Origin of the sequence: Streptomyces violaceusniger Tu 4113, from assembly GCF_000147815.2 — a bacterium.
Classification (GTDB): Bacteria; Actinomycetota; Actinomycetes; order Streptomycetales; family Streptomycetaceae; genus Streptomyces; species Streptomyces violaceusniger_A.
In genome coordinates, this window is record NC_015957.1 from 8,446,926 (window position 1) to 8,472,883 (window position 25,958).

Below are 25,958 nucleotides of genomic sequence, written 5' to 3' on the forward strand. Positions count from 1 at the left end.
AGGACCCCGGCCCGGCCCCCACCTCGGGCCCCCGTCACCCCCGCTTGAGGCCCAGCACCTCCACCGCCGCGAAGCTCTCCGCGCCCCGCTCCGCGAAGTACGGCGTCAGCACCGCGTCCAGCTCCTCGAAGCCGAAGGCGTCCTCCTTGGCGTCCAGCTTCGCCGCCACCTTCGGCCGCTCCAGGATCGCCACCATGCCGCCGTGCACCACGAACACCTGGCCGTTCACCTTCGCCGCGGCCGGTGAGGCGAGATAGCCGACCAGCGGGGCCGCGTGTTCGGGGGCGAGGGCGTCGAGCCGGCCGTCCTCCGGAACCTCGAAGTCCGCGAAGACGTCCTCGGTCATCCGGGTGCGGGCGCGCGGACAGATGACGTTGGCCGTCACCCCGTACTTGGCGAGCGCCACCGCCGTGGAGGTGGTCAGCCCGACGATGCCGCCCTTCGCCGCCGCGTAGTTCGGCTGGCCCGGCGAACCGGCGAGGAACGCCTCCGAGGAGGTGTTGATGATCCGGCCGTGGACCGGGCCGCCGTCCGCCGCCTTGGACCGCTCGCGCCAGTGCGCGGCGGCGAAGCGGATGGTGTTGAAGTGGCCCTTGAGATGGACCCGGATCACCGAGTCCCACTCGTTCTCACTCATCGAGAAGACCATCCGGTCGCGCAGGATGCCCGCGTTGTTGACCAGGATGTCCAGCGCGCCGTAGGTGTCGATCGCGAGCTGGACCAGCTCGCCCGCCTGCGCGAAGTCGGCCACATCGCCCGCGTGGGCCGTGGCCCGGCCGCCGGCCGCGCGGATCTCCTCGGCGACCTGCTCGGCGGGGCCGGCCGATGCCTCGCCCGAGCCGTCGCGTCCGCGCTGTCCGTAGTCGTTGACGACGACATTCGCGCCCAGCCGGGCCAGTTCCAGGGCCTCGGCGCGGCCGAGGCCGCGCCCGGCGCCGGTGACGATCGCGGTCTTCCCTGCCAGCGGGCTCCCGGCCGGCGGGTTCCCGGTCAGTGGACTGCTGGTCAGTGGACTGCTGGTCGGTGGACTCCCCTCCAGGGGGCCCGTCAGATCTCGATGCATGTGCGCAGTGCCTCCCCGGTCCGCATCTGGCCGATCGCGTCGTTGATCTCGCCGAGCCGCACCCGGTGGGTGATCAGTCCTTCGAGGTCGATCCGGCCCGCCCGCCACAGGTCGATGGTGCGCCGGTAGGAGCGGAGCACATCGCCGCCGCCGTAGAGCGAGGGCAGGATGCGCTTCTCGTCGAAGAACAGCTCGAACATGTTGAACTGCAGGAAGTCGTCGAGCGCCCCGGCCCCGACCACGCACAGCGTGCCGCCGCGCCGGGTGATCTCGTAGGCCCGGCGGGCGGTGGCGGAGCGGCCCACGACCTCGAAGACGTAGTCGAAGCCCTCGCCCGCCGTGACACTGTTCTTGGCGGTGTCGAGGCCGTCCGGCGCCACCGCCTCGGTGGCCCCGAAGCGCAGCGCGGCCTCGCGCCGCGACTCCACCGGGTCGACGGCGACGATCTGCGCGGCGCCCGACGCCCTGGCCCCCTGGATGACGCTGATGCCCACCCCGCCGCAGCCGATGACCGCGACCGACGAACCGGCCTCCACCCGGGCGGTGTTGAAGACGGCCCCGAGCCCGGTGGTCACCCCGCAGCCGATGAGGGCCGCGATGTCGTACGGGACGTCGTCGGGGATCGGCACGGCACACGCGGCGGGGAGGACGATCTGCTCGGCGAAGGTGCCGGTCCCGGACATGCCGAAGAGCTCCTGCGGACTGCCGCCGGAGCGGCGGAAGTTGGGGGTTCCGGCGTTCATGAACCCGGCCAGGCACAGCTCGGTCTGACCGCGTCGGCAGGCCGGACAGTCGCCGCACGCGGGCAGCCAGCACACCAGCACCCGGTCCCCGGCGCTCAGCCCGGTCACCCCGTCGCCCACGTCGAGGACCTCGCCCGCGCCCTCGTGGCCGGGGATGAACGGCGCGGGCTGCGGCAGCACCCCGGCCATCGCGGAGAGGTCGGAGTGGCACAGCCCGGTGGCCCTCAGCCGCAGCCGGACCTTCCCGGGGCCGAAGCCCACCGCCTCGATGTCGTCGAGGACTTCGAGCTTGTCCTGTCCCGTCTCATGCAGTACGGCCGCGCGCACGACGCCTCCTTGGGGATCACACTGGGATCACGCTGGCTCAAGCCGGATCGAGCCTGTTCACGCCGGATCGAGCCCGTTCACGCTGGATCGAGCCCGCTCGAGCCGGAACGCTGCGCACGCCGGATCGGGCCCGCTCGAGCCGGATCAAACGTGGTCGACGACGGTGTCGGTGAGAACCGGCGCGTCGTCCCGCTCGACGGCGGTCGCCGTCACCTGGACGCGCCCCTCGTCCCGCCACATCCGCACGCGCAAGGTCTCGCCCGGGTAGACCACCCCGGCGAAGCGGGTGGTGTACGAGCGCACCCGGGCGACGTCCCCGTCCAGCGCCGTGTCCACGACCGCCTTGAGCACCATTCCGTACGAGCACAGCCCGTGCAGGATGGGCCTGTCGAACCCCGCGACCTCGGCGAACGCGGGATCGGCGTGAAGCGGGTTCCAGTCCCCGGAGAGCCGGTAGAGCAGCGCCTGGTCCTCGCGGATGGCCCGCTCCACGGTGTGGTCCGGCTCCCGGGCGGGCGGCTCCACGCGGTCGGAGGGGCCGCGCTCGCCGCCGAAGCCGCCCTCCCCCCGGGCGAAGATCCGGGTGTCGCAGGTCCACAGCGGGCCGTCCGCGTCGGCGACGTCGGAGCGCAGCACGATGACGGCTGCCTTGCCCTTGTCGTATACCGCGGCGACCTGCGAGGTCTGGGTGGCGTCCCCGCTGACCGGGATCGGCCGGTGGAGTTGGACGGTCTGGCCGCCGTGCAGCACGGCGGCGAGGTCGACGTCGATCCCGGGTGCGCTCATGCCCCCGGCGACCGCCATACCGCCGCCCGCGACGGTCGCGAAGCTGGGGAGCACGTGGAGCCTGCTCTCCAGGGTGTAGCGGAGCTCTTCGGGGTCGGTGGCGGGGATACCTGCGCCGATGCCCAGGTGGTAGAGCTGGATGTCCTTGTGCCCCCAGGTGAGAGCGGTGCTGCGGGGTTCGGCCGAGATGGCCTTGGCGGCATCGATGGGCATAGGGCGACAGCACTCCTTGGTCCGCTCGCTCGGCCACGGTCCGAAGACCCCGGCCCGCCCGTCCGCACCGTCGGCCGTGCCGGGGTCGTCGCTGGTCGGCCGGGTCGCGTCGCTCGCATGGATATGTAGAACGCGTTCTAGCCGATGGCACCCTGTATAGCCCAATCGCTCCGAAGGGGGAAGAGTGCTGACGGCCCATCAGACAGACATTCGGACCGCCGTCGCATGACCTTCGGATGACCGCTGTCCGGGGTGACGAAGGCCCCGGGACAAATGTCACGGCCATCCCCCGACATCCGCATCTGCCCAGCTCATAGGGGCTTCCGTAAGGTCAGACGCATGTTTGCCACCGCCGCGCATATCGAGCGCCTCAAGCCGCCGGGCCGCCGCGCCTTCCTGCCGTGGCTCTTCATGCTCTCGGGGGATGTGCAGGCGCTCTTCAAGGGGAAGACCCCCCTGCCCTGGCTCGGCGGCGCCGGGGCGGCGGCCTTCGTCGCGCTCTACGTGACCGCTGTCTACACCAGCCTGGACGAGCGCCGCCGCCACACCCGGACCCCGATTCTGGCGCTCGCCGGGCTGGCGGTGGTCACCTACGCGCTGGGTGTCGGCTACGCCGGGGACTGGCTGCTGTGCTTCCCGCTGCTGTCACTGGCCTCCGGGATCGTGCTGCGCGGGGGGAGGCGGCTGCTGGGACCGGTCATCCTCGTCCTGTCCGGCTCCGCCGGGATCATCGCCGGGATCCGCGGCGGCGCCTCGGACTCGCTCACCGTCTCGTACGGGACGATCCTGTCCGGCCTGGTGACGGCGGCCATCCTGTCGCTCTTCGAGACCGTCGCCCAGCTCCGCGCCACCCGCCAGGAGCTGGCCCGTACGGCGGTGGAGAAGGAGCGGCTGCGGTTCTCCCGCGATCTGCACGATCTGCTGGGCCACACCATGTCGGTCGTCGTGGTCAAGGCGGAGGCGGTGCGCCGGCTCGCCCCGAAGGACCTGGAGGCCGCGCTGGGGCAGGCCGCGGACATCGAGGCGGTCGGACGGCAGGCGCTCACCGAGATCCGCGAGGCCGTCAGCGGCTATCGCGAGGGCAGCCTGGCCACCGAGCTGGACCGGGCCCACTCGGCGCTGGACGCCGCCGGTATCGAGGCCGCCGTCCGCCGCTCCGGGCCGCCACTGGCCCCGCAGACCGAGGCGCTGCTGGGGTGGGTGGTCCGCGAGGGCGTCACCAATGTGGTGCGGCACAGCGGGGCGGCCCGGTGCGAGATCGAGGTCCGCGGCGGCATGGACCGGGTACGGCTGGAGATCACGGACGACGGGGGCGGCGTAGGCTCCCCTGCCACCGGTACGAGCGCGACGAGCACGGCGGGCGGCGGAGCGGCGGGCGGTGGAGCGGCAGACGGCGGAGCGGCAGACGGCGCGATCGGCGGTACGGGGCTCAAGGGCCTGGCCGAGCGCCTGTCCGCGGCGGGCGGCTCGCTGGAGTCCGGCCCCGGCGGGCGCCGTGGCTTCCGGCTCGTCGCCGAACTGCCGGTGGACATGGAGGATCCGATGGAGCCCGAGGTCAAGGAGGCCCGGACGGCGTGAACGACGCGGACGGTGTGAGCGACCCGCAGGGCGCGCAGGGTGCACAGGGCGTGAACGACGCGAAGGGCGCGAAGGGCCTGATCAAGCTCCTGCTGGCCGAGGACCAGGGGATGATGCGGGGCGCGCTCGCCCTGCTGCTCGGGCTGGAGGAGGACTTCGAGATCGTCGCGCAGCTCGGGAACGGCGACGAGATCGTGCCCCGGGCCCTGGAGACCCGGCCCGATGTGGCGCTGCTGGACATCGAACTCCCCGGCCGCAGCGGTCTGGACGCCGCCGCCGCGCTGCGCGAGGCGCTGCCGGAGTGCCAGGTGCTGATCCTCACCACCTTCGGCCGCCCCGGCTATCTGCGCCGCGCGATGGAGGCGGGCGCGGCCGGGTTCCTGGTCAAGGACGGCCCGGTCGAGGAGCTGGCCGTGGCGATCCGCCGGGTCCTGGCCGGTGAACGCGTCATCGACCCGGGCCTGGCCGCCGCCGCCCTCAGCGCGGGCCCCAACCCGCTGACCCAGCGCGAGCGCGATGTGCTCTCGGCGGCGGTGGACGGGGCGACGGTCGCGGACATCGCGGCCAAGGTCCACCTGTCCCCCGCCACCGTGCGCAACTACCTCTCCTCGGCCATCGGCAAGACCCAGACCCGCAACCGCATGGAAGCCGTCCGCGCCGCCCGCCAGAACGGCTGGCTGTGAGCGCCGCACACCGACCCCTCCCCGCCCTGCTGGGGAGGGGGTGCGGGAGGATGGGCCGGTGACTCAGTCTGCTGCCGCCGCCGCCGCGTCCGCGGTTCCCGATCGCACCGTGCTCGACGCCTTCGAGGGGGCGAAGGGGTTCATGCCGCTGGACGAGGGGCTGGCGCTGTATGCCGCGGCCGCTGAGGTTGCGGCGCCGGGGCTGCCGCTGCTCGAAGTCGGCACGTACTGCGGGCGCTCCACCATTCTGCTGGCCGACGCCGCCCGCGCGGCGGGGACGGTCGTCGTGACCGTGGACCACCACCGGGGCTCCGAGGAGCAGCAGCCGGGGTGGGAGTACCACGACCCGGAGGTGGTCGACCCCGAGGTGGGGCGGATGGACACGCTGCCCGTCTTCCGGCGCACCCTCCACCAGGCGGGCCTGGAGGACCATGTCATCGCGGTGGTCGGGCGGTCGCCGCGGGTAGCGGCGGTGTGGGGGCGGCCGGTCGGGCTGGTGTTCATCGACGGCGGGCACACCGACGAGCACGCGAGCGCCGACTACGAGGGCTGGGCGCCGCATGTCGCGGCGGGTGGGCTGCTGGTGATCCACGACGTCTTCCCGGACCCGGCCGATGGTGGCCAGGCGCCATACCGGATCTACCGTCGCGCGCTCGCCTCCGGCGCGTTCGCCGAGGTCTCCGCGACCCGCTCGCTGCGCGTACTGCGCCGCACCGCGACCGCCCCGCCTGCCTAGGCTTTCTGCGCCCGCCTCGTCGTATACCCCGCCCGAGCGCGCGACCGGGGTGCCCGGCCCGGCGGCAGTTGGCGGACGACGCCTCTCCGCCCTCGCGCCTGAGGGCGTCCGCTTCGTACGCCGCAGCTCGCCGCGCCGCCGCCCCCGGGCCCTGCTGGAAGGCCCGGCAGCCGCCGCGCCCCGGGGTGGCGCGCGACGGCACCCCGGACGGGGCGGCCCGGCCTCCCCGTCCTCGCGCCGGAGGGCATCCGTGGCGAACCCGCCCCACGCCCCGGGGAGAACCGGAAGGCGCGGCCGTCGTCGTCCCGCGCCTGAGGTACGGCGGCGGCACGACTACCATCGCCCGCGTGTCCAACGGCAGCTTTCCTCCTGAGCCCGGTCGCCGCGGCGGCACCCTCGCCATCGTTCTGGCGGCGCTGATACCCGCCTGCTTCGCCGGCTGGCTGCTGTGGAGTTCGCTGGGAGATGCGAAGGACGACGGCGCGGACGGGGTGGGCGCGCCCACGACCTCCTCGACGTCCTCTCCGTCGCCCCCGTCGTCCGGCGTGCCCGCCGTGCCCTCACCGCCGACCCCGTCCGGAAACGCGTCCGGAAAGCGGTCCGGGGGGCCGTCCGGAAAGCCCCTCGAGGGCAAGGTCGTGGTCATCGACCCCGGCCACAATCCGCACAACCGCGACCACCCCTCGCAGATAGCCCGGCTCGTGGACATCGGCACCGACGAGAAGGAGTGCGACACCACGGGCACGGCCACCAACTCCGGCTACGCCGAGGCGTCCTTCACCCTCGATGTGGCGCGCCGGGCCCGCACCCTGCTCGAAGCGCGCGGCGCCACGGTGCGGTTCACCCAGGACGGCGACCGGCCGTACGGGCCGTGTGTGGACGAGCGCGCGGAGATCGGGAACAAGGCCCACGCCGACGCCGTGGTCTCCGTGCACGCGGACGGCGCGGCCGCCGGGGAGCGCGGTTTCCATGTGATCCTGCCCAAGTCCGTACGGGGCGGGGGCGCGGACACCTCCGCCATCACCGCCCCCTCCCGCCGGCTCGGCGAGCGACTGCGCAGCCGGTTCGCGAAGGCCACCGGCAGCGAGCCCGCGCAGTACATCGGCGACGGCAGCGGGCTGAACGTACGGGGCGATCTGGGCGGGCTCAACCTCTCCACCGTCCCCAAGGTGTTCATCGAGTGCGGCAATATGCGCGACTCCCGGGACACCGCCGAACTGACCGACGCGGCCTGGCGCGAGCGGGCGGCGGACGGTGTCGCACAGGGCATTACGGACTTCTTGAACGAGTAGCGCTCCCACAACCGAACGGGAGGTCACGAGCGGGATACCGATGGGACACCCCCGGTCTCCGCAGGGCGATTCACCCGTACGATGGGGCCCACCCCCGACGCCTTCGCGCCACGCGCCTGGCGGCAGCGCTACGTTAAGACGAACCCGACAAAGGACCTCACGTTGAACATCCGCTCGCTCACTCGAGGCGACGGCGTGGTGATCGGAGCAGCGGTGCTGCTGTTCATCGCCTCCTTCCTCGACTTCTACACCATCGACTGCGGCAGCAGCAGCTTCTGCAAGGACGCCGGTGAGAACGGATGGAAGTCCGACTTCTTCCCCGTACTGCCGTCGATCTTCCTTGCCGGTGTGATCGCCGCGGTGCTCATCGTCTCCGCTCGTTTCCAGCCCGCGGGCCGCAACCTCTTCGGGCTCTCGCTCGACCAGTGGGGCACGGCGCTCGCGGTCTTCGCGGCCTGGAGCTCGCTGTGGACGATCATCGGTGGCCCGGAGGGGGTCGACAAGGGCGTCGGACAGATCCTCGGCCTGATCGGCACGCTGGCGATGGCGGCGGTCGCGCTGCTCACCCAGCGCATCCCGGCCCTGAAGGCCCCGCTGGTGAACGCCTCCGGCCCGGCCCCGGCCCCGTACGGTGCCCAGGGCCCGCAGCCGGGGTACGGCTACCCGGGCGGTGCCCAGCCCGGCGCGCCCGCGCCGTACGGCGCCCAGCCCGGTCAGCCGCAGCCGGGGCAGCCGGGGCAGCCGCAGCCCGGCCAGTCCTTCGGCGGCCAGCCGGGCCCGGCTCCGGCGCCCTCGGGCGGCGGGGACTTCGCCCCGTTCTGGTTCGCGGTGCCGGTGGCCCGCCCGCTGTACGCGGAGGACGGTTCGTCGAGCACCATCGCCGAACTGGCCCCCGGCACCTGGTACCTCGCGGTGGAGCAGCGCGGTCAGGCGCTGGTCGCCCAGACGCAGGACGGCCGTCGCGGTGTGCTGCAGGACACCACGGGGATCCAGCGCGGCTGACACCCGCCGCGCGCGTTCCGTAGACGCGCCCGCACGCGTTCCGTAGACGCGCCCGCGCGCGTCGCCTACGCGGCCATCGGCCCCTCGCCCGTAACGCTCGGGCGAGGGGCCGTTGCCATGTGCGCCCCCGGCCCGTACAGTCCGGCCGGTGCGGCTGACCTGCCGTCAGTCGCCGCTCCACCCTGTCCGGCGGAACGAGGGGGCCTCCATGCGGCTCGGTCTGGCGCTCGGCTACTGGGGCCGTGGCCCCGACCCCCGCCATCTGGAACTCGCCCAGGAGGCGGAGCGGCTGGGCTACCACTCGGTGTGGACCGCCGAGTCCTGGGGCTCGGACGCCTTCACCCCGCTCACCTGGCTCGCCGCGCACACCACCCGGATCGCGCTGGGCACGGCGGTCGCGCAGATGGCCGCCCGCACGCCCACCGCCACCGCGATGCAGGCGCTCACCCTGGACCATCTCTCCGGCGGCCGGATGATGCTGGGCCTGGGGCTGTCCGGACCGCAGGTGGTCGAGGGCTGGTACGGACGCCCGTTCCCCAAGAGCCCGCTGACGGCGACCCGTGAGTATGTCGAGGTCATCCGGCAGGTGCTGGGCCGTGCGGCGCCGGTGCGGCTCGACGGGCGCTACCACCCGCATCCGTACGCCGGTCCGGACGCCACCGGTCTCGGCAAACCGCTGAAGCCCATCGTCCATCCGCTCCGCGCCGATCTGCCGGTGCTGCTCGGGGCGGAGGGGCCGAAGAACATCGCGCAGACCGTGCGCATCGCGGACGGCTGGCTGCCGCTGTACTGGTCGCCGTCGCGGACGGAGCTCTATCAGGAGACGCTGGCCGACGCCCGGGACGGCTTCATGGTGGCGCCGATGACACAGGTGCGGGTGTGCACCGATGTGGCAGAGGGGCTGAAGCCGGTGAAGGCGATGCTCGGCTTCTACATCGGCGGTATGGGCCACGCGGCCCGCAATTTCCACGCCGATCTGATGGCCCGCTTCGGCTACGAGGCCGAGGCGCGCCGCGTGCAGGAGCTGTTCCTGGCGGGCCGGCGCGCGGAGGCGATCGACGCGGTGCCGGACGCCTTCGCCGACGAGATCTCGCTGGTCGGGCCGCGTGAACGGATCGCGGAGCGGCTGGAGTTGTGGCGCAAGGGCCCGATCACGGATCTGCTGGCGCTGGCGCCGGATCCGCAGACGCTGCGGGTGCTGGCGGAGCTGGCGGGCTGAGCGCGTCGTACGGGTGTGCGGCCACGCCGTAGTTTGGCTCTGCGGAGTCGGGCAACACGTGAGGCATGTCACGAAGTTATCGCCACGGAAGCAACCAGGCGGCGACCGTCGTGGCGGTCGTCGCGGACGTCATGGCCGTCATCCTCGGCCTCTGGATTCTGTTCGCCCTTCTCGACGCCAACCGCGCCAACGACCTCGTCACGGTGGTCCATGACGCGGCGAGCTGGCTCGCGAGCTGGTCCCATGACCTGTTCACCATGGACACGGACTGGCTCCGGACCGTCCTCAACTACGGCCTGCCGGCCGTGGTGTACCTCTTCATCGGCCATGCCATCGCCGGGCGGCTCCGGCGGGGCTAGGCACTGGTCCGGCGGGGCGCGCTGTCCGGCGGGGCTGTTCCCCTCCTCGCCCCTTCCCACAGCACCGATATGCGGGAAGGGGCGGGGAGGGGAGCAACCCGCCGGACACCCCGTAAGCGCTCCGCTGGAGGGTGCCCTGAACCGCCGTCAACCGTCTGGGGATCGCCGTAATAACGGCCGCGAAAACAACGGATATCGCTGGCCTGGGACGAGGCCGCTCAGAGTGTGGTATTCCCGCTCGTAGAACGCACATTCCGACAACGCGAGGGAAATTCCCGGTGTCGTACGGCTGAACGCGAAATGGGAATTCGAAAAGATCGGTGAAGAGGGCAGGGGAATGGCACAACCCCGCGTGGATTTTCCACGTCGAAACGGGTGATCGGAAATCAGATCCACTCCCCACGGAAGTCTTTCGTGTCCACCCTTGGCCCGCGTTCCCGCCGCGTCCGCCCGGTCGGCGTCGCCGCCTTACTGGCCGTCGCGGCCAGCACCGGACTCTTCGCCTGGAACGCCCAGGCCGCCACCTCGCCCGCGTCGTCGTCGCCGGTGTCCTCGGCCGCGTCGCCGGCCACCGTGACCGCCGCCGACGGACGGATGGCCTACACGGCGGCCGACGGCCAGACCAACAAGCTCACCATCAAGCGGGTCAGCGCGACCGACACCACGCTGACCTTCGGCGTCGACGACGTTGTCGAGATCACCGCCGGCACCGACTGCACCCACCCCACCGCCACCGACCTGACGTATGTGACCTGCACCGTGCCCGTCCCCGACCCGGACCACGGCGGCGACCAGGGCACCGTCGAACTCGGCGACGGAAATGACAGCATCAAGATCTCCGGCGGCGATGTGAGCGTCTACGGCGGGGCCGGGGACGACACCATCAACGGCGCTTCCGTCGCGGTGGGCGGCGACGGCGACGACACCATCAGCAACACCACGAACGCGAACGGCAACGCCGGCAACGACACCATCACCGACTCGTTCGCGGTGTGGGCCGGGGACGGCGACGACACCGTCATCGGCGATGACGTGGCCAACGAGATCTACGGCGGCCCCGGCGACGACTACCTCGACGGCGCCGGCAACGATGACTCGATCTACGGTGAAGAGGGCCACGACACCATCAAGGGCGGACCGGGCAACGACTACCTCTTCGGCGGCCCCGACCAGGACGACATCGACGGCGGCCCCGGCGACAACGTCATCGACCAGGACGGATCCGTCCCCGAGGGGTTCTGAGGGGTTCTGGGGGACCTGAAGAGATCTCAAGGGATCTCGGGGACCTGAGCAACAAGACGGCCCGGGGCGACGCCCCGGGCCGTTCCGCCGCCGAGCCGACGGCGCCGTTGGCCAGGACGCGAACGCTCGCCGGTGAGTCCCTACGGACGAACGCCCGGCCACGACCTAGCCGCAGCAGTCCGAGTCCAGGCCGCGCGGCAGGCCCTCGCCGCCGAAGACGGCCGTGGTCGCCTCGTCGCCGCCCAGCGCCGCCACGGCGAGCAGCAGCGACCCGGCGGTCCAGGTGGTGCGCTCCTCCGGCCAGACCGCGTCGTCCTCGAAGACGTAGCCCGTCCAGTACATCCCGTCCTCGGCCCGCAGCGGTGACTGGATCCAGCGCAGGATGTCCACCGCGTGGTCGGACTCCCCCATCGCCCAGAGCGCGAGCGCCAGTTCACAGCTCTCGCCACCGGTGACCCAGGGGTTGGGCGAGACGCAGCGCACCCCGAGCCCCGGGACCACGAAGCGGTCCCAGCCCTCCTCGATGCGTTCCTTGGCGGCGGCGCCGGTCAGGGCGCCGCCGAGGACCGGGTAGTACCAGTCCATCGAGTAGCGGTGCTTGTCGAGGAACCGCTCGGGGTGGTGGCGGATGGCGTGGCCGAGCAGCCCCGCCGACAGCTCCCAGTCGGGCTGGGGCTCCTCGCGGTGCTCCGCGATGGCCAGGGCGCAGCGCAGCGCCTGGTAGACGGAGGAGGAGCCGGTCAGCAGGGCGTCGGGGTCGATGGTGCCGTCGGCGGCGCGCCGCCAGCCGATCTGGCCGCCGCTCTGCTGCATCCCGAGGACGAACTCGACGGCGGCGAAGACGGTGGGCCAGATGCCGTCGAGGAAGGCGTCGTCGCCGGTGGAGAGGTAGTGGTGCCAGGCGCCGACCGCGACGTAGGCGCAGAAGTTGCTCTCCCGGCCGCGGTCGGTGGGGTCGGCGGCGGCCACGCCGTCCGGGGTGTCGGGGTAGGCCGCGTACCAGGAGCCGTCGGGGTTCTGGTGCCGGACCAGCCAGCGGTAGGCGGCCGTGGCGCGCTCGTGCTCGCCCGCCGCGTCCAGCGCCATCGCGGCCTCGATGTGGTCCCAGGGGTCGAGGTGGTGGCCGCGGAACCACGGTATGGCGCCGTCCGCGTGCTGGACGGCGGCGATGGACTCGACCGTGTGCAGCACCTGCTCGGGGCTGAGCACGCCGGGCAGCGCGAGCCGTTCGGTGCGGGGGCCGGGGCGCGGTCCGAGCGCCGTCACGCCTGGTCCTCACGCGGGGTGTGGGGCTTGGTCGCGTAGGCCACGAAGCTCTTGCCGACGATCGGGTTCAGCGCGCGCTCGGCGACCCGGGTGGCCAGCGGCTTCTTCATGATGTCCCACACCAGCAGCTTGTGGTACGCGCGCACCGGCAGCGGCGCCTCATCACCGTCCTTGTCGACCCCGAACGCGCACTTGAGCCACCAGTACGGGCTGTGCAGCGCGTGGGCGTGATGGGTGCCGTACGGCCGCAGCCCGGCCTCGCGCATCTTCTCCAGCAGCTCATCGGCGCGGTAGATGCGGATATGGCCGCCCTCGACCTCGTGGTAGGCGTCCGACAGCGCCCAGCAGACCTTCTCGGGGCCGTAGCGCGGCACGGTGACGGCGATCCGGCCGCCGGCCTTGAGCACCCGCACCATCTCGGCGAGCACGCCCTTGTCGTCGGGTATGTGCTCCATCACCTCGGAGATGATGACCACGTCGAAGCTGTCGTCGGGGAAGGGCAGGGCGAGGGCGTCGCCCTCCATGGCGGTGGCCGTGGCGCCCGCCGGGGCCTCACCGGCCTCCTTCATGGCGGCGAACCACTTGGCGACCTCGCGTATCTCCTCGCCGTTCTGGTCGAGCGCGACGACCTGGGCGCCGCGCCGGTAGCACTCGAAGGCGTGCCGGCCGGCGCCGCAGCCGAGGTCGAGGACGCGATCGCCGGCGGCGAGGGGGAAGCGGGAGAAATCGACGGTCAGCACGGGGATCTGCTTTCGTCCGGCGGGTTCGTGGGGCGGGAGGGGGCAGGGGGCGGGGCGGGGGCGGGGCTCAGCGGCGGGCGGCCGGCGCGGATACGCCGATGGCCCGGCGGTACTGCTCGACGGTGCCGCGGGCGGCCTGTTCCCAGGTGAAGCGGCGCAGCACCCGTTCACGGCCCGCGGCGCCGAGCCGCCGTCTGAGGTCGGCGTCGCCCAGCAGCCGGATCAGGGCCGCGGCGAGGGCGTCGGCGTCGCCGGGCGGTACGGCCAGGCAGGTCTCGCCGTCGGGTCCGGCGACCTCGGGGATCGCGCCGCCGGTGGTGGCGACCAGCGGGGTGCCGGTGGCCATGGCCTCGGCGGCGGGCAGCGAGAACCCCTCGTACAGCGAGGGCACACAGGCGATCTGGGCGCCGCGCACCAGGTCCACCAGTTCGGCGTCGCTGATGCCCTTGACGAACTCGACGGCGTCCTCGAGTCCGTGGCGCGCCATGGTGGTGGCCACCGGTCCCTCCTGCGGCCGCTTGCCGACGACGACCAGATGGGCCTCGGGGTTCTCGGCGCGGACCTTGGCGAGCGCCTCGATCAGATACACCAGGCCCTTGAGCGGCACATCCGCGCTCGATGTGGTGACGATGCGCCCGGGGGTCACGGGGACGGCGGGGTCGGGCGAGAACAGCCCGGTGTCCGCGCCGATGTGCACCACGTGGATCCGGTCCGGCCGCACCCCGAGGTCCTCCACGATCTCCCGGCAGGAGGAGCCGGAGACGGTGAGCACCGAGGGCAGCCGCCGGGCCACCCGCTTCTGCATCCGGGTGAAGCCGTACCAGCGGCGCACGGAGAACCGGCGCTTCCAGCCGTCGGCGGCCTCCAGCTCGAGCTGCCGGTCGACGGTGATGGGGTGGTGGATGGTGGTCACCAGCGGGAAGCCGAGCCGCTCCAGGCCCAGCAGCCCGTATCCCAGGGTCTGGTTGTCGTGGACGACGTCGAACTGGCCGGGGCGCGCGGCGAGATGGCGGCGGGCGCGGAGGCTGAAGGTGAGCGGCTCGGGGAAGCCGCCGGTCCACATGGTGGAGACCTCCAGGGCGTCGACCCAGTCCCGGTACTCCTCGCGCCGGGGCGTACGGAACGGGTCGGGCTGGCGGTAGAGGTCGAGGCTGGGCAGCTCGGTGAGGGTGACGCCCTCCCCGGCGTCCAGCACCGGATACGGCTGGGCGCCGATGACCTCGACGGTGTGGCCGAGCCGGGCCAGCTCCCGGGAGAGATGGCGCACATAGACGCCCTGGCCCCCGCAGAATGGATTCCCCTTGTAGCTGAGCAGGGCGATGCGCAGCGGCCGTTCGTCGGGGGCGGTGGGGGGCGCTGCTCGAAGCGGGTCGGCCCCGGTCTCCTGCGCGGCCTCTGCGGTCACTCGCGCCCCCTCCTTGGTGCAGTTCAGCGGGAGCGTATCCGCTTCCGTTTATCTAGAACAAGTTCCACTGGCGCATCCCCTGAGGAGTCACGAAGATACCTGCCCCGGGTGGCCGCTCCAGGGCCGGGGCAGGTGATCCCTACCACTCGGTAGCCAGGACGCCGGGGAGACGTTGGCAATGGGCGTGTGCACCGGGCGGGCCACCGGCCGACCCGCCCGCGAGCGCCGCGCGGCGACAGCCCGCCCCAACTGCCGCGACAGCAACCTGCCCCAACTGCGCGGACACGGGCGCTTCGGGGAGGACCCGCGCTAGCCTAGAACGAGTTCCAGTGACTCGCAGGCCCGGTCCGGTCCTGCCATCATGCACGATGTCCGCCTGCTGCCGACCCGCACACGCAACACATTCGAAGTGGGACAAATGACCGCAGAAGTCAAGCCAGCCGCCCTGCGGCTGACCGAGCGACAGGAAGCGCGCCGCCGGCGCATCCTGCACGCCAGCGCCCGGTTGGCCAGCCGAGGCGGCTTCGACGCGGTCCAGATGCGCGAGGTCGCGGAGAACTCCGGGGTGGCGCTCGGCACCCTCTACCGCTACTTCCCCTCCAAGGTCCATCTGCTGGTCGCCACGATGCAGGACCAGTTGCAGCATATGCACGAGACGCTGCGCAAGCGGCCGCCGACCGAGGAGGAGCCGGCCGCCCGCGTCGCCCAGACCCTGATGCGCGCCTTCCGCGCCCTGCAGCGCGAACCCCATCTGGCCGACGCGATGGTGCGCGCCCTCACCTTCGCCGACCGGTCGGTCAGCCCGGAGGTGGACACGGTCTCCCGGCTCACCACCGCGATCATCCTGGACGCCATGGGCCTGGACGACTCCCCGACGCCCGAGCAGCTCTCCGCGGTCCGCGTCATCGAGCACACCTGGCATTCGGCGCTGATCACCTGGCTTTCGGGGCGCGCCTCGATCGCCCAGGTCAAGATCGACATCGAGACGGTCTGCCGTCTGATCGACCTCACGGCGCCCGCCCCGGCCGGGTAGCCGGGCGGCGTACACGGCCGGGTCGTCCGACAGCCGGGCGGCGTACCGGGCCGGGTCGTCCGATAGCCGAGCGGCGTACCGTACAACAGGGGCGCATGGGCCACTTCTTGCGCCCCTTCGAGCTTCTGGACTTGGTTTGTGCGCCCTTGCGCCCCCTCTTGGCTCAAATTCCGCGTTCGCGCTCTGCCCAATCCCGGTATTCATGAACGGCGCGCGACAGAGCGACAACGGCGCGCGACGAGAGAACGCATCGTGGGGGGTGGAGAAGTTCGTGATCAGGTTACTTCTGGTACACGAGTCAGGGCTCTTGAGATCGGCCCTGGCATCGGTGATAGGGGCCGAACCAGACATCGAGGCAGCCGCGTGTGCCTGGCGTGACGCGCGTAGCAGAGCCCGTTCTTTGGAGCCGCAGGTGTGCGTGGTGGACACGGACAGCCCAGCGGCCGACAAGGCGGCACGCAAGGGCGAGTGGGGGAAGTTCGTCGCCTCCGCCTCTGGGGAGGGCGGGGACTGCGGGCTTCTGGTGCTGGTCAACTCGGAGCGGCCGGGCCCACTGCGCCGCGCCCATGAGGCCCGGGCACTGGGATACGTCGACAAGGACGCCCCGCCGCAGCGGCTGATCGAGGCCATCCGGCGGGTGGCACGGAAGGAGCGCTATGTCGACGACGCGCTGGGCTACGGCTTCCTCCAGGCGGCCAAGATCCCGCTGACCGAGCGCGAGCTGGGCGTGCTGTCGCTGGCCGCCGACGGCGCCTCCATCCCGGAGATCGCCCGTACGCTCCATCTGTCCACCGGGACGATCCGCAACTACCTGGCCGCGATCACCCGGAAGACCGGGGCGCGCAACCGCGTGGACGCCATACGGATATCCCAGTGCGAGGGCTGGGTCTGACCTCTGCCGACGGCGGCTGGGGGAGCCGCTACTCGTCAGGGGGAAAGACCTGTTCACCGGTGTCCGACAGGCGCAGGGCAATTGCCTCGACCGGGCAGCCCTCGGCCGCCGCGAGCACCGCCTCGGAAGCATCGGCCTCCGGCTCGACGGGATGCGACTGCCGCGCCCCGTCGAGCCGGAAGCCGCCCGGCGCGGTGCTCACGCACATCCCCGAGCCGATGCACACGCCCCGGTCCACCTCGATCCGCCAGCGGTCCCCCATCAGTGCGTCTCCCCGTCCCAGCCCTGGGGCAGGTGGATCATCTTGTGCTCCAGATACGCGGAGAACCCCTCCGGGCCGAACTCCCGGCCCAGACCGGAGTTCTTGTAGCCGCCGAACGGCCCGAGCATGTCGAGGCTGAAGGTGTTGACCGAGTAGGTGCCGGTGCGGATGCGCCGCGCGAAGTCGATGCCGTGCCCGACGTCCGCCGTCCAGACGGAGCCGGACAGCCCGTAGTCGGAGTCATCGGCGATCCGGGCCGCCTCCTCCTCGTCCCCGTACGGCAGCAGACAGATCACCGGGCCGAAGATCTCCTCACGGGCGATCCGCATGCCGTTGCCGACATCGCCGAAGAGCGTGGGCTCCACGTACCAGCCGGTGTCCAGGGCCTTGGGACGGCCGCCGCCCGTCAGCACCTTGGCGCCCTCCCGCTGCCCCAGTGCGATGTAGTCCAGCGACCGCTTCTGCTGCCGCCGCGCCACCAGCGGCCCGACCTGGGTGGCCGGATCCAGCGGGTCGCCGACGACCAGGGCGGAGGCGGCGGCCGCGAAGCGTTCGGCGATCTCGTCGTAGTGGCTACGCGGGGCGAGGATCCGGGTCTGGGCCACACATGCCTGGCCGTTGTTCATCCAGGCGTTGGGCACGATCCCGGCGACGGCCGCCTCCAGGTCCGCGTCCGGCAGGATCACCGCGGCCGACTTGCCGCCCAACTCCAGTGTGACCCGGGTGAGATGGCGCGAGGCGACCTCCATCACCCGCTTGCCGGCCGCGACCGACCCGGTGAACGACACCTTGTCCACGCCCGGGTGGCCGACCAGATACTCGCTGATCTCGCGGTCGGCCGGAAGGATCGACAGCGCCCCCTCGGGCAGCCCCGCCTCGGCCGCGATCTCCGCCAGGATGTAGGAGTCCAGCGGCGTCTCGGGGGACGGTTTGAGGACCACCGAGCACCCCGCGAGCAGCGCGGGCGCCAGCTTCGCGGCGGCCACGAACTGCGGCACGTTCCACGGCACCACGGCCGCGACCACCCCGACCGGCTCCCGCCGCACCAGCAGCGGGCCGAGCACCCCGGCCCGCCGCTCCTCGTAGCCGAAGTCGCGGGCCACGGTGATGGCCGCGTCCCACACCATCATCGCGCCGAGCGCCTGGGCGAGGACGCTCCAGGAGTACGGGGAGCCGTTCTGCGCGCTGATGACCCGGGCGATCTCCTCATGGCGTACGGCGATGGCGTCCTTGATCCGGGTGACCACCGCGATCCGCTCGGCCACGCTCATCCGGGGCCAGGGGCCCTCGTCGAACGCCGTCCGCGCCGCCGCGACCGCCCGGTCCACATCGCCGCGCGCGGCATGTGGCACCCGGCCGATGACCTCCTCGGTGTGGGGCGAGACGACCTCGATGGTGTCCTTGCCCGCCGGGTCGGTCAGCGTGCCGCCGATGAAGAGCTGCCCGTGCTCGATGAGATCGCCCATCGTTTGCCTCCGGCCGATGACTGAGGGGTACGTCCGGCTGGCCCGCGCCCGGGGCCGCCGACAGCCGGCCCGCTCTCGGGGCCGCCGACAGCTCGCCCGATCGCGGGACCGCCACTGGCTCGCCCGATCCGGGGCCGAACAGCTCGCCCGAACCCGGGGCCGCCAATATCTGACGCTGCATCAGAACTGATACCAGTTCCAGCTATAGTGGGCAATGCTTGTGTCGAGGAGAGGGGGAGCCGATGGCGCAGGTGACGCGGGTGACCGAGCACGGCGGCGGAGTGTGGAGCATCCCGGTCCCGATCCCCGACAATCCGCTCGGCCACACCTTGGTCCACCTTCTCGACACCGACCGCGGCCCGGTCCTGATCGACACCGGCTGGGACGACCCCACGGCCTGGGACACCCTCACCGCCGGGCTCGCCGCCTGCGGCACCTCCGTCTCTGAGGTCCACGGTGTCCTCGTCACCCATCACCACCCCGACCACCACGGGCTGTCCGGCCAGGTGCGGGAGGCGTCCGGGGCGTGGATCGCGATGCACGCCGCCGACGCCCAGGTCGTCCGGCGCACCCGCGAGGCCGAGCCCTCCCGCTGGCTCGTCTACCTGGAGGAGAAGCTCAGCGCGGCCGGGGCGCCCGAGGAGCATCTGGCCCCGCTGCGCGCCGGCCGCGCGGCCGGCCGCACGGGCCTTCCCGGGCAGCGGGCCGCCCTCCCCGACCGCGAGATCGTCCCCGGTGAACTTCTCGATCTGCCCGGCCGCCGGCTGCGCGCCGTCTGGACCCCCGGCCACACCCCCGGCCATGTCTGCCTCCACCTCGAAGAGGCCCACCCGGCGGCCGGCGAGGGCATGCCCGGCCATGGCCGCCTCTTCTCCGGTGACCATCTGCTGCCCGGGATCACCCCCCATATCGGGCTCTACGAGGACCCCGACGACACGACCGTCATCGACCCCCTCGGCGACTACCTCGACTCCCTCGAACGCGTCGCCGCCCTCGCCCCGGCCGAGGTGCTCCCCGCCCATCAGTACGCCTTCACCGACGCCCCCGCCCGCGTGCGCGCGCTGCTGAACCACCACGATGAGCGGCTGACCGGACTGCGGGCCCTGCTCACCACCCCGCTCACCCCGTGGCAGCTCGCCGAATCCATGGAGTGGAACCGCCCCTGGGAGCAGATCCCCTACGGCTCCCGCAATATCGCGGTCTCGGAGGCCGAGGCGCATCTGCGGCGGCTGGTGAAGCTGGGCAGGGCGGAAGCGGTGCCGGGTAGCGATCCCGTGATGTACCAAGCGATTTGAGTGACGGATGGGGGGTGCGGGTCGCCCTGACCGGAAGCTAGCCTTACCCGCTCCGGCGCACTCACCCCCGTATCAGCAGGAGCATGCGTGACGAGCCCCACCCGCGATTCCGCCCCCACTCCAGGCCCGGATTCCGGGCCGACGCCCGGTCCGGATTCCGGCGCGACACCGGGCCCGGATTCCGCCCCGGCGGCAGGTCCGGATTCCGCCCCGATACCCGATCCGGCAGCCGGTCCGACACCGCCCCCGGGCTGCCCCGCACACTCCGGTCGGGCCCCGGCCGGAGAACGGCTGGAGTCGCTGCACGGCCCCGAGTTCGCCGCCGACCCGGCCGCCACCTACGCACGGCTGCGGGATCACGGGCATATCGCGCCCGTGGAACTGTCGCCCGGCGTCCCCGTCTCGCTCGTCACCAGCTATCAGACCGCGCTGGACATCCTGCGCAGCCCCGAGACGTTCTCCAAGGACGCGCGCCACTGGCAGGCTCTCGCCGACGGCACCATCCCCCTGGACAACCCCGTCGTACCGATGATGATGTACCGGCCGAACGCGCTGTGCAGCGACGGCGAGGCACATCACCGGCTGCGCGCGGCGATCTCCGACACCCTCGACCGGCTGGACATCCACGCGCTGCGCCGCTACGTGGAGCGCAGCGCCGACTTCCTCATCGACCTCTTCGGCCCCAAGGGCGAGGCGGACCTGCTCAAGGAGTACTCCGCCCGGCTTCCCCTGCTCGTCTTCCAACAGCTCTTCGGCTGCCCGCCCGAACTGAGCGACAAGCTCGTCAGGGCGCTCTCGGCGCTCTTCGAGATCACCGAGGACTCCGAGCAGGCCAATGTGCTCCTCGCGGAGACCCTCTTCGAGCTCATCGCCCTCAAGCGGGCCACTCCGGGTCCGGACATGACGTCCTGGCTGATCGCCCACCCCTCCGAGCTGACCGACGAAGAGCTGGTCCACCAGATCGTCGTCCTCGTCGGCGCGGGCACCCAGCCCCAGCAGAACCTCATCTGCAACGGGCTGCTGCTCCTGCTGTCCGACGAACGGTTCGCGGGCGCTCTCGCGGGCGGCACCATGCTGATCGAGGACGCGCTCAACGAGGTGCTGTGGAAGGACCCGCCGCTGGCCAACTTCTGCATCCACTACCCGCGCCATGACGTGACGGTCGACGGACACCGGCTGCCCAAGGGCGAGCCCGTCGTCATCAGCCTCGCCGCCGCCAACAACGACCCGTATCTGCTGTCGAACCGGCGCGGCAACCGGGCACATCTGGCGTGGAGCGCGGGCCCGCACACCTGCCCCGCGAAGGACCCGGCCCAGGTCATCGCCGCCGTCGCCATCGAGAAGCTCCTCGACCGGCTCCCCGATCTCGAACTGGCCGTGCCCGCTGAGGAGTTGGAGTGGCGGCCCGGCCCCTTCCACCGGGCCCTGGCCGCGCTGCCGGTGCGCTACCCGCGGACGGCCGCCAAGTCCGATGAGGCGCTGGCCGAGATGGTCGCCGCGGCGACGGCGACCGGCGCGGGAGCGGTGGGCAGCACGCCGCCGGTCGCCGGGAAGAACACCGGGCAGGCCGGGGAGACCTCGTCGCACGACGGTCCCGCCGGGACCGCGCCGTCGGCGGACGACACGGATTCCAGCGCCACGACGTCCACCGCCACGGCGCCGCAATCCGGCTCCGAGCACGAGGCCCGCCGCCGCTGGTGGAAGTCCCTGGCCCAGTGGTGGCGCCGCGGGTAGCGGAGAGCGCGCTATCCCCCGGCCCTCCGCGTCATCGGATTGCCGGGTGGTGCCCGGCCGCGTAGCGTCGCGGCGCATGACCGCGACGCTGCGCACCGCGCGCCTGCTGCTCGAGCCGTACCGGCCCGAGGACGAGGACGCCTTCGTAGCGCTGTTCCAGGACCGCCGGGTGTCCCGCTGGATGGGGGACGGGAAGCCCGCTCCGGAGGCGGAGGACCGGGCGCTGTTCGGGCGGATCTTCACCAACGTCTACGCCCGGCGGCTGTTCGACGTCTGGGCCGTCCGCGAGGACGGCCGGTACGTCGGCCACGCCGAGATCAAGCCGACCGAGGTCACCGGCGGCCACGAGATCGTCTACGCGCTGGCGCCGGAGGTGTGGGGGCGCGGTCTGGGGACGGAGCTGGCCGAGGCGGTCGTCGGCCACGGCTTCGACGCGCTCGGCCTGAGCGCGGTGCACGCCACGGTCACGGCGGCCAACGACGCGTCGCTGGCCCTGCTCACCCGGCTCGGCTTCGCGCACCGCCGCGACATCGAGGAGGACGACGGCACCACGACGCGCTGTCTCACGCTCGTCCGGCCCCCCGTCCGTGGGGGCTGAGGGCGACGGAGGGCGGCCGAGGTCGCCCGATAAGTCGGCGGATAAGCTGTCCGTAAACTTCATACGCGTCCGATCGGGGGAAGCCGGTGCGATTCCGGCGCTGACCCGCAACCGTGAGCGCGCCCCGCGGGGCGTACGAGCCGGAACACCCGGGCGGGCGCGACGACGCAGGCTCCCGCTGCCGGATAACCGGTGGCGGCACCGTCGAGGTATGCGGAGCTGAGCTGAGCCGGGTGCCGGACGTGTCGCGGAGCGTTCCGCGCGCGGATGGACGGCCGTGCGCGGCTGCGTGCGCCCGTCCACCGACCGAGAGGCACCACAGCCATGAACACTCGCCGCAGCGTGGCGGCTCTTCCCCTGCGCGCCGCCCTGGGCGCCGCCCTGTGCGCCGCTCTGTGCGGCGCTCTGGGCGCGGCCGCCGCGCCTGCCGCTGTCGCCGATGACAGCCCGGCCGGGCGTCCCGAGGGGCTCTACGGCGCCAAGGACCCGAAGTTCGACGGGGTGTGGCGGCAGTCGCTGGCGCTGCTCGCCCAGGACGCGGTGGGCGTCGCCCCGGCGAAGTCGGCCATCGACTGGCTGACCGGGCAGAGCTGCGCGGACGGCGGCTTCGCGGCGTATCGCGCGGACACCTCGAAGGCGTGCGACCCGAAGAAGGGCGAGTTCACCGACGCGACGGCGGCGGCGATCCAGGCGCTGGCATCGGTGGGCGGCCGCGCCGACACCGTGGAGAAGGGCATCGGCTGGCTGAAGAGCCACCAGAACGAGGACGGAGGCTGGGGCATGAACCCGGGCGGACCGAGCGACGCCAACTCCACCTCGGCGGCCATCGGCGCCCTCGCCGCCACGGGTCAGGACCCGGCGAAGCTGAACGCCAAGGGCGGCAAGAGCCCGTACGACGCGCTGCTCGGACTGCAGCTCGGCTGCTCGGCGAAGGCGGAGGAGCGCGGGGCGTTCGCGTACACCGCGGACAAGGGCAAGCCCGTCGCCAATGAACTGGCCACGGCGAGCGCCGCGCTGGCCGCCCAGGGCAAGGGCTTCGTCTTCGAGACGGTCGGCAAGGACCGCGGCGCCGCCCCGAAGCCGCTGCGGTGCGCGGACGGGAAAGCCAACGAGGCAGACGGGGCCGGTACGCCGAAGGACGCCGCCGAGGCCGCGCTGGCCCATCTGTTCCGTGTCATGTCCGACACCGATATGCACCTGAAGTCCGCGATGCCCGGCGCCAAGGACCAGCCCGACTTCGGCAGCACCGCCGACGCGGTGGTGGCACTCGCCGCCGGGGAGCACAGCGCGACCGCGGGCAAGCCGCTGCAGTGGCTGCAGGGCAAGGACAGCGGCGCGGCGGCCTGGGCCAAGGGCGACCCGGGCGCACTCGCCAAGCTGATCCTCGCGGCCCACGCGGCCGGCGCCAACCCGCGCGACTTCGGCGGCACGGACCTCGTACAGCAACTGAACGCCACCGGCCCGAAGCCCGAGGCGGCGGCCCCGGGCGCGGAGTCGGACGGCAAGACCGAGAAGAGCGAGAAGAAGAACGACGACGACGGGGTCGGCGGCGTCTGGTGGACCGTCGGAGTCTGCGCGATCGCGGGCGTGGGCATCGGCTTCCTCCTCAGCGGCCGAAAGAGGCGGCAGCTTTGAGCTTGCGCACGGACGTGAAGTCGCCCCCGCACACGCACACGGCCTCGGCCCCGCACACCCAGGCGGCCTCGGCCCCGCGCACCGACGCGGCTTGGGCGCGGCGCGCTCGCGCGGCTTGGGTGCGGTACGCGTACGCGGCATGGGCCCTGTGCAGCCGCCCGGCTCGGGCCCTGTACGCGGCATGGGTGCCGTGCAGGCGCGCGGCTCGGGTCCTACGCGGCCGCGTGGCCTGGGCCCCGCGCGCCTACGCGGCCTCGACCATACGCACGCACGCGGCTTCGGCCCCGCGCACCGGCGCGGGGCGGGTCCGGTGCGCCTACGCGGCCTCGACGCCACGCACGCACGCGCCCTTCGCCTCGCGCACCCGCGCCGCCCGGCTGCTGTTGCCCGTCGTCGCCCTGCTGTTGCCCGTTCTCGTCCTGTTCGCGATGTTCGGCGCGGCGCCCGCGCAGGCTGCCGACGGGTATCGCTACTGGTCGTTCTGGCAGCGGGGCGGGGGCGGCGGGGGCTGGACCTATGCCGTTCAGGGGCCCTCGTCGGCGCGGCCCGGTGATGGTGACGTGATCGGTTTCCGGTTCGCGGTCAGCGAGGACTCCGCCGACGCCACCCGGCCGCGCGGCACGGCCGGTTTCACCGCCGTCTGCGCCGACACCCCGGCCAAGGGCGGCACCAAACGGGTCGCGGTGGTCCTCGACTTCGGCACCGCCGCCGACGCGCCCGACCACCGGACGCCGCCCGCGCCCCGTACGGAGTGCGCACAGGTCGGCGAGGACGCGACCGCCGGGGAGGCGCTCGCCGCGGTCGCGAAGCCGTTGCGCTACAACTCCGCCGCGCTGCTCTGCGCCATCGCCGGATATCCGGAGTCGGGCTGCGGAGACAAGGTGACCACCTCCGGGAACGTCCACGCCGCCCCCAAGGGCGACGGCGGCGAGGCGAGCGACAGCGGCGGCGGCGGCGGCTCAGGTGGCCCCTCCGCCGAGCTGATCGGCGGGCTCGCCGCCGTGGTCCTGCTCGGCGCCGCGGCGGTGTGGCAGGCGCGCCGCCGTCGCGGATGAGCGCGCGGATGACCGCCATGCCACCGCGTGCCACTCCCGACGCCGCCGCCCGGCGTCCGCGCCGCCACCCCCGCATCGGGTTCCGCACCCGGTTCCGCACCCGGTTCCGCACCCGGCCGCGCGCCGGGGCCCCGCGCGGCAGTGCCCCGCGCAGCGGAAGCGCGCTGCACGCGGGGGCCTGGTGGCTGTGGGCGCTCGGGCTGGCCACGGCCGCGTCCCGGACCACCAACCCGCTGCTGCTGGGGCTGCTCATCGCGGTCGCGGGCTACGTGGTGGCCGTACGCCGCACGGACGCCCCGTGGGCCCGCTCGTACACCGCGTTCCTCAAGCTGGGCCTCGTGGTGCTGGCCATCCGGCTGTTCTTCGCGGTCTTCTTCGGTTCGCCGATCCCCGGGACGCAGGTGCTCTTCACGCTCCCCGAAGTCCCGCTGCCCCACTGGGCGCAGGGGGTACGCATCGGCGGCCGGGTGTCGGCCGAGGGGCTGGTGTTCGCGCTGTACGACGGGCTGCGGCTGGCCACCCTGCTGATCTGCGTCGGCGCCGCGAACGCGCTGGCCAGCCCGGCGCGGCTGCTCAAGTCGCTGCCCGGCGCGCTGTACGAGGCCGGGGTGGCGGTCGTGGTGGCGATGACCTTCGCACCGCATCTGGTGGCGGACGTCCAGCGGCTGCGCTCCGCCCGTCGGCTGCGCGGCCGCCCAGACCGCGGGGTGAAGGCGCTGCTGCAGGTCGGACTGCCGGTGCTGGAGGGCGCGTTGGAACGGTCGGTGGCCCTGGCGGCGGCGATGGACGCGCGCGGCTACGGCCGTACCGCGAAGGTCCCGCCCGCTGTCGCCCGCACCACCACCGCGCTGACGCTGGGTGGGCTGCTCGGCGTCTGCTGCGGTACGTACGGCCTGCTCGCGGCCGAGGGCGCGGGCTACGGTCTGCCACTGCTGCTCGCGGGTCTCGCCGCCGCGCTCGGCGGACTGTGGCTGGGCGGCCGCCGCTCGGTGCGCAGCCGCTACCGCCCGGACCGCTGGGGCGTCCGGGCGTGGCTGGTGGCGGGATCGGGTGCGGCGGTCGCGGCACTGATGATCCGGGCCGCCTCGTACGCCCCGGGGGCCCTCCAGCCATCCGTCGTCCCGCTCACCGCCCCGACCCTGCCACTGTGGCCTGCGGCGGCCGTACTCCTGGGCCTGCTCCCGGCCTTCGCCGCCCCGGCCCCGACACGGGCCAGCGATCCGGCCCCGCCGGACGAGGCCCCCACCGGACCGCCCCAAGCCCGGGACCGGGGACGCCCCGAACCCCTGGGCACCGGTACCCGGCCCGCAGCCGGGCGGCACCAGCGGCCCGAC

The 25,958-nt window shown here is 72.9% G+C and carries 24 protein-coding genes, 1 pseudogene and 1 riboswitch; of the genes and pseudogenes, 17 read left to right on the forward strand and 8 right to left on the reverse strand.

Annotated features, from left to right (window positions below; genetic code table 11):
* Positions 1-34 precede the first annotated feature (34 nt).
* The 3 genes from STRVI_RS34585 to STRVI_RS34595 form a co-directional block, all read right to left on the reverse strand.
* Positions 35-1,063 (reverse strand): 3-oxoacyl-ACP reductase, encoded by a 1,029-nt coding sequence (locus tag STRVI_RS34585; protein ID WP_014060216.1) that lies wholly within the window; start codon positions 1,061-1,063, stop codon positions 35-37.
* Positions 1,048-2,133 (reverse strand): Zn-dependent alcohol dehydrogenase, encoded by a 1,086-nt coding sequence (locus STRVI_RS34590; protein WP_014060217.1) that lies wholly within the window; start codon positions 2,131-2,133, stop codon positions 1,048-1,050. The genes STRVI_RS34585 and STRVI_RS34590 overlap by 16 nt, the downstream gene beginning before the upstream one ends.
* Positions 2,134-2,277: 144 nt before the next feature.
* On the reverse strand, positions 2,278-3,132 hold the full coding sequence (locus tag STRVI_RS34595; RefSeq protein WP_014060218.1) for a MaoC/PaaZ C-terminal domain-containing protein: 855 nt from the start codon (positions 3,130-3,132) through the stop codon (positions 2,278-2,280).
* Between the two features lie 339 nt (positions 3,133-3,471).
* On the opposite strand from STRVI_RS34595, the gene STRVI_RS34600 reads away from it, so the two are divergent.
* From STRVI_RS34600 to STRVI_RS34635, 8 genes are all read left to right on the forward strand, one after another.
* The gene (locus tag STRVI_RS34600; RefSeq protein WP_014060219.1) at positions 3,472-4,710 is read left to right on the forward strand and encodes a sensor histidine kinase; all 1,239 of its coding nucleotides are present in this window, start codon (positions 3,472-3,474) and stop codon (positions 4,708-4,710) included.
* A gap of 77 nt (positions 4,711-4,787) precedes the next feature.
* Positions 4,788-5,393 carry a response regulator transcription factor gene (locus tag STRVI_RS34605; RefSeq protein ID WP_043240772.1) on the forward strand — a complete coding sequence of 202 codons (606 nt, stop codon included), beginning with the start codon at positions 4,788-4,790 and terminating at the stop codon, positions 5,391-5,393.
* A 58-nt stretch (positions 5,394-5,451) separates the two neighbouring features.
* Positions 5,452-6,129: a class I SAM-dependent methyltransferase gene (locus STRVI_RS34610; protein ID WP_014060221.1), complete on the forward strand. Its 678-nt coding sequence runs from the start codon at positions 5,452-5,454 to the stop codon at positions 6,127-6,129.
* 347 nt (positions 6,130-6,476) lie between these two features.
* Positions 6,477-7,421, forward strand: coding sequence for an N-acetylmuramoyl-L-alanine amidase (locus tag STRVI_RS34615; protein WP_014060222.1), 945 nt, complete (start codon positions 6,477-6,479; stop codon positions 7,419-7,421).
* Positions 7,422-7,583: 162 nt separating this feature from the next.
* Positions 7,584-8,423, forward strand: a complete 840-nt coding sequence (locus STRVI_RS34620) for a DUF5336 domain-containing protein (RefSeq protein WP_050993821.1) — start codon at positions 7,584-7,586, stop codon at positions 8,421-8,423.
* 208 nt (positions 8,424-8,631) lie between these two features.
* On the forward strand, positions 8,632-9,642 hold the full coding sequence (locus STRVI_RS34625; RefSeq protein WP_014060224.1) for an LLM class F420-dependent oxidoreductase: 1,011 nt from the start codon (positions 8,632-8,634) through the stop codon (positions 9,640-9,642).
* Positions 9,643-9,707: 65 nt separating this feature from the next.
* Complete coding sequence (locus tag STRVI_RS34630) at positions 9,708-10,001, forward strand: hypothetical protein (protein ID WP_043237004.1); 294 nt, start codon at positions 9,708-9,710, stop codon at positions 9,999-10,001.
* Between the two features lie 414 nt (positions 10,002-10,415).
* Entirely contained in the window at positions 10,416-11,243 is an 828-nt protein-coding gene (locus tag STRVI_RS34635) for a calcium-binding protein (protein WP_014060226.1), read from the forward strand.
* 165 nt (positions 11,244-11,408) lie between these two features.
* On the opposite strand, the gene STRVI_RS34640 is transcribed toward STRVI_RS34635, so the two are convergent.
* The 3 genes from STRVI_RS34640 to STRVI_RS34650 form a co-directional block, all read right to left on the reverse strand.
* Entirely contained in the window at positions 11,409-12,509 is a 1,101-nt protein-coding gene (locus tag STRVI_RS34640) for a prenyltransferase (protein ID WP_014060227.1), read from the reverse strand.
* On the reverse strand, positions 12,506-13,249 hold the full coding sequence (locus tag STRVI_RS34645; RefSeq protein ID WP_014060228.1) for a class I SAM-dependent methyltransferase: 744 nt from the start codon (positions 13,247-13,249) through the stop codon (positions 12,506-12,508). The genes STRVI_RS34640 and STRVI_RS34645 overlap by 4 nt, the downstream gene beginning before the upstream one ends.
* A 67-nt stretch (positions 13,250-13,316) precedes the next feature.
* A complete protein-coding gene (locus tag STRVI_RS34650; protein ID WP_014060229.1) occupies positions 13,317-14,654 on the reverse strand; it encodes a glycosyltransferase family 4 protein in 1,338 nt (445 codons plus the stop codon).
* 178 nt (positions 14,655-14,832) lie between these two features.
* Here STRVI_RS34650 and STRVI_RS55730 point away from each other — a divergent pair, with 178 nt between their 5' ends.
* The 3 genes from STRVI_RS55730 (at position 14,833) to STRVI_RS34660 (ending at position 16,579) form a co-directional block, all read left to right on the forward strand.
* A complete protein-coding gene (locus STRVI_RS55730; RefSeq protein ID WP_014060230.1) occupies positions 14,833-14,967 on the forward strand; it encodes a hypothetical protein in 135 nt (44 codons plus the stop codon).
* Between the two features lie 105 nt (positions 14,968-15,072).
* Positions 15,073-15,687, forward strand: a complete 615-nt coding sequence (locus STRVI_RS34655) for a TetR family transcriptional regulator (RefSeq protein ID WP_043237007.1) — start codon at positions 15,073-15,075, stop codon at positions 15,685-15,687.
* A 271-nt stretch (positions 15,688-15,958) separates the two neighbouring features.
* Positions 15,959-16,579, forward strand: a complete 621-nt coding sequence (locus STRVI_RS34660; protein ID WP_014060232.1) for a response regulator transcription factor — start codon at positions 15,959-15,961, stop codon at positions 16,577-16,579.
* Positions 16,580-16,607: 28 nt separating this feature from the next.
* Here STRVI_RS34660 and STRVI_RS34665 read toward each other — a convergent pair whose 3' ends face one another.
* Complete coding sequence (locus STRVI_RS34665) at positions 16,608-16,841, reverse strand: ferredoxin (protein WP_014060233.1); 234 nt, start codon at positions 16,839-16,841, stop codon at positions 16,608-16,610.
* The gene (locus STRVI_RS34670) at positions 16,841-18,307 is read right to left on the reverse strand and encodes an aldehyde dehydrogenase (RefSeq protein WP_014060234.1); all 1,467 of its coding nucleotides are present in this window, start codon (positions 18,305-18,307) and stop codon (positions 16,841-16,843) included. Before STRVI_RS34670 ends, STRVI_RS34665 begins: the two co-directional genes overlap by 1 nt.
* Before the next feature lie 242 nt (positions 18,308-18,549).
* Here STRVI_RS34670 and STRVI_RS34675 point away from each other — a divergent pair, with 242 nt between their 5' ends.
* The 6 genes and pseudogenes from STRVI_RS34675 to STRVI_RS51295 form a co-directional block, all read left to right on the forward strand.
* Positions 18,550-19,602, forward strand: coding sequence for an MBL fold metallo-hydrolase (locus tag STRVI_RS34675; protein ID WP_014060235.1), 1,053 nt, complete (start codon positions 18,550-18,552; stop codon positions 19,600-19,602).
* An 87-nt stretch (positions 19,603-19,689) separates the two neighbouring features.
* Positions 19,690-21,336, forward strand: a complete 1,647-nt coding sequence (locus STRVI_RS34680) for a cytochrome P450 (protein WP_014060236.1) — start codon at positions 19,690-19,692, stop codon at positions 21,334-21,336.
* Between the two features lie 76 nt (positions 21,337-21,412).
* Positions 21,413-21,934 (forward strand): GNAT family N-acetyltransferase, encoded by a 522-nt coding sequence (locus tag STRVI_RS34685; RefSeq protein WP_014060237.1) that lies wholly within the window; start codon positions 21,413-21,415, stop codon positions 21,932-21,934.
* A 76-nt stretch (positions 21,935-22,010) separates the two neighbouring features.
* A riboswitch (cobalamin riboswitch) is annotated at positions 22,011-22,085 on the forward strand.
* A 173-nt stretch (positions 22,086-22,258) separates the two neighbouring features.
* Complete coding sequence (locus tag STRVI_RS34690) at positions 22,259-23,569, forward strand: prenyltransferase/squalene oxidase repeat-containing protein (protein WP_014060238.1); 1,311 nt, start codon at positions 22,259-22,261, stop codon at positions 23,567-23,569.
* 428 nt (positions 23,570-23,997) lie between these two features.
* Entirely contained in the window at positions 23,998-24,624 is a 627-nt protein-coding gene (locus STRVI_RS34695) for an SCO2322 family protein (RefSeq protein ID WP_251982982.1), read from the forward strand.
* Positions 24,625-24,641: 17 nt separating this feature from the next.
* Positions 24,642-25,845, forward strand: a pseudogene (locus STRVI_RS51295) (energy-coupling factor transporter transmembrane component T); the annotation flags it as partial.
* Positions 25,846-25,958 lie beyond the last annotated feature (113 nt).

Excerpts from the sequence above, each read along its gene's own strand:
- STRVI_RS34585 (WP_014060216.1), bottom strand. The coding sequence starts at position 1,063 with ATGCATCGAGATCTGACGGGCCCCCTGGAGGGGAGTCCACCGACCAGC.
- STRVI_RS34595 (WP_014060218.1), bottom strand. The coding sequence starts at position 3,132 with ATGCCCATCGATGCCGCCAAGGCCATCTCGGCCGAACCCCGCAGCACC.
- STRVI_RS34600 (WP_014060219.1), top strand. The coding sequence starts at position 3,472 with ATGTTTGCCACCGCCGCGCATATCGAGCGCCTCAAGCCGCCGGGCCGC.
- STRVI_RS34625 (WP_014060224.1), top strand. The coding sequence starts at position 8,632 with ATGCGGCTCGGTCTGGCGCTCGGCTACTGGGGCCGTGGCCCCGACCCC.
- STRVI_RS34630 (WP_043237004.1), top strand. The coding sequence starts at position 9,708 with ATGTCACGAAGTTATCGCCACGGAAGCAACCAGGCGGCGACCGTCGTG.
- STRVI_RS55730 (WP_014060230.1), top strand. The coding sequence starts at position 14,833 with ATGGGCGTGTGCACCGGGCGGGCCACCGGCCGACCCGCCCGCGAGCGC.
- STRVI_RS34655 (WP_043237007.1), top strand. The coding sequence starts at position 15,073 with ATGACCGCAGAAGTCAAGCCAGCCGCCCTGCGGCTGACCGAGCGACAG.
- STRVI_RS34665 (WP_014060233.1), bottom strand. The coding sequence starts at position 16,841 with ATGGGGGACCGCTGGCGGATCGAGGTGGACCGGGGCGTGTGCATCGGC.
- STRVI_RS34670 (WP_014060234.1), bottom strand. The coding sequence starts at position 18,307 with ATGGGCGATCTCATCGAGCACGGGCAGCTCTTCATCGGCGGCACGCTG.
- STRVI_RS34675 (WP_014060235.1), top strand. The coding sequence starts at position 18,550 with ATGGCGCAGGTGACGCGGGTGACCGAGCACGGCGGCGGAGTGTGGAGC.
- STRVI_RS34685 (WP_014060237.1), top strand. The coding sequence starts at position 21,413 with ATGACCGCGACGCTGCGCACCGCGCGCCTGCTGCTCGAGCCGTACCGG.
- STRVI_RS34690 (WP_014060238.1), top strand. The coding sequence starts at position 22,259 with ATGAACACTCGCCGCAGCGTGGCGGCTCTTCCCCTGCGCGCCGCCCTG.
- STRVI_RS34695 (WP_251982982.1), top strand. The coding sequence starts at position 23,998 with ATGTTCGGCGCGGCGCCCGCGCAGGCTGCCGACGGGTATCGCTACTGG.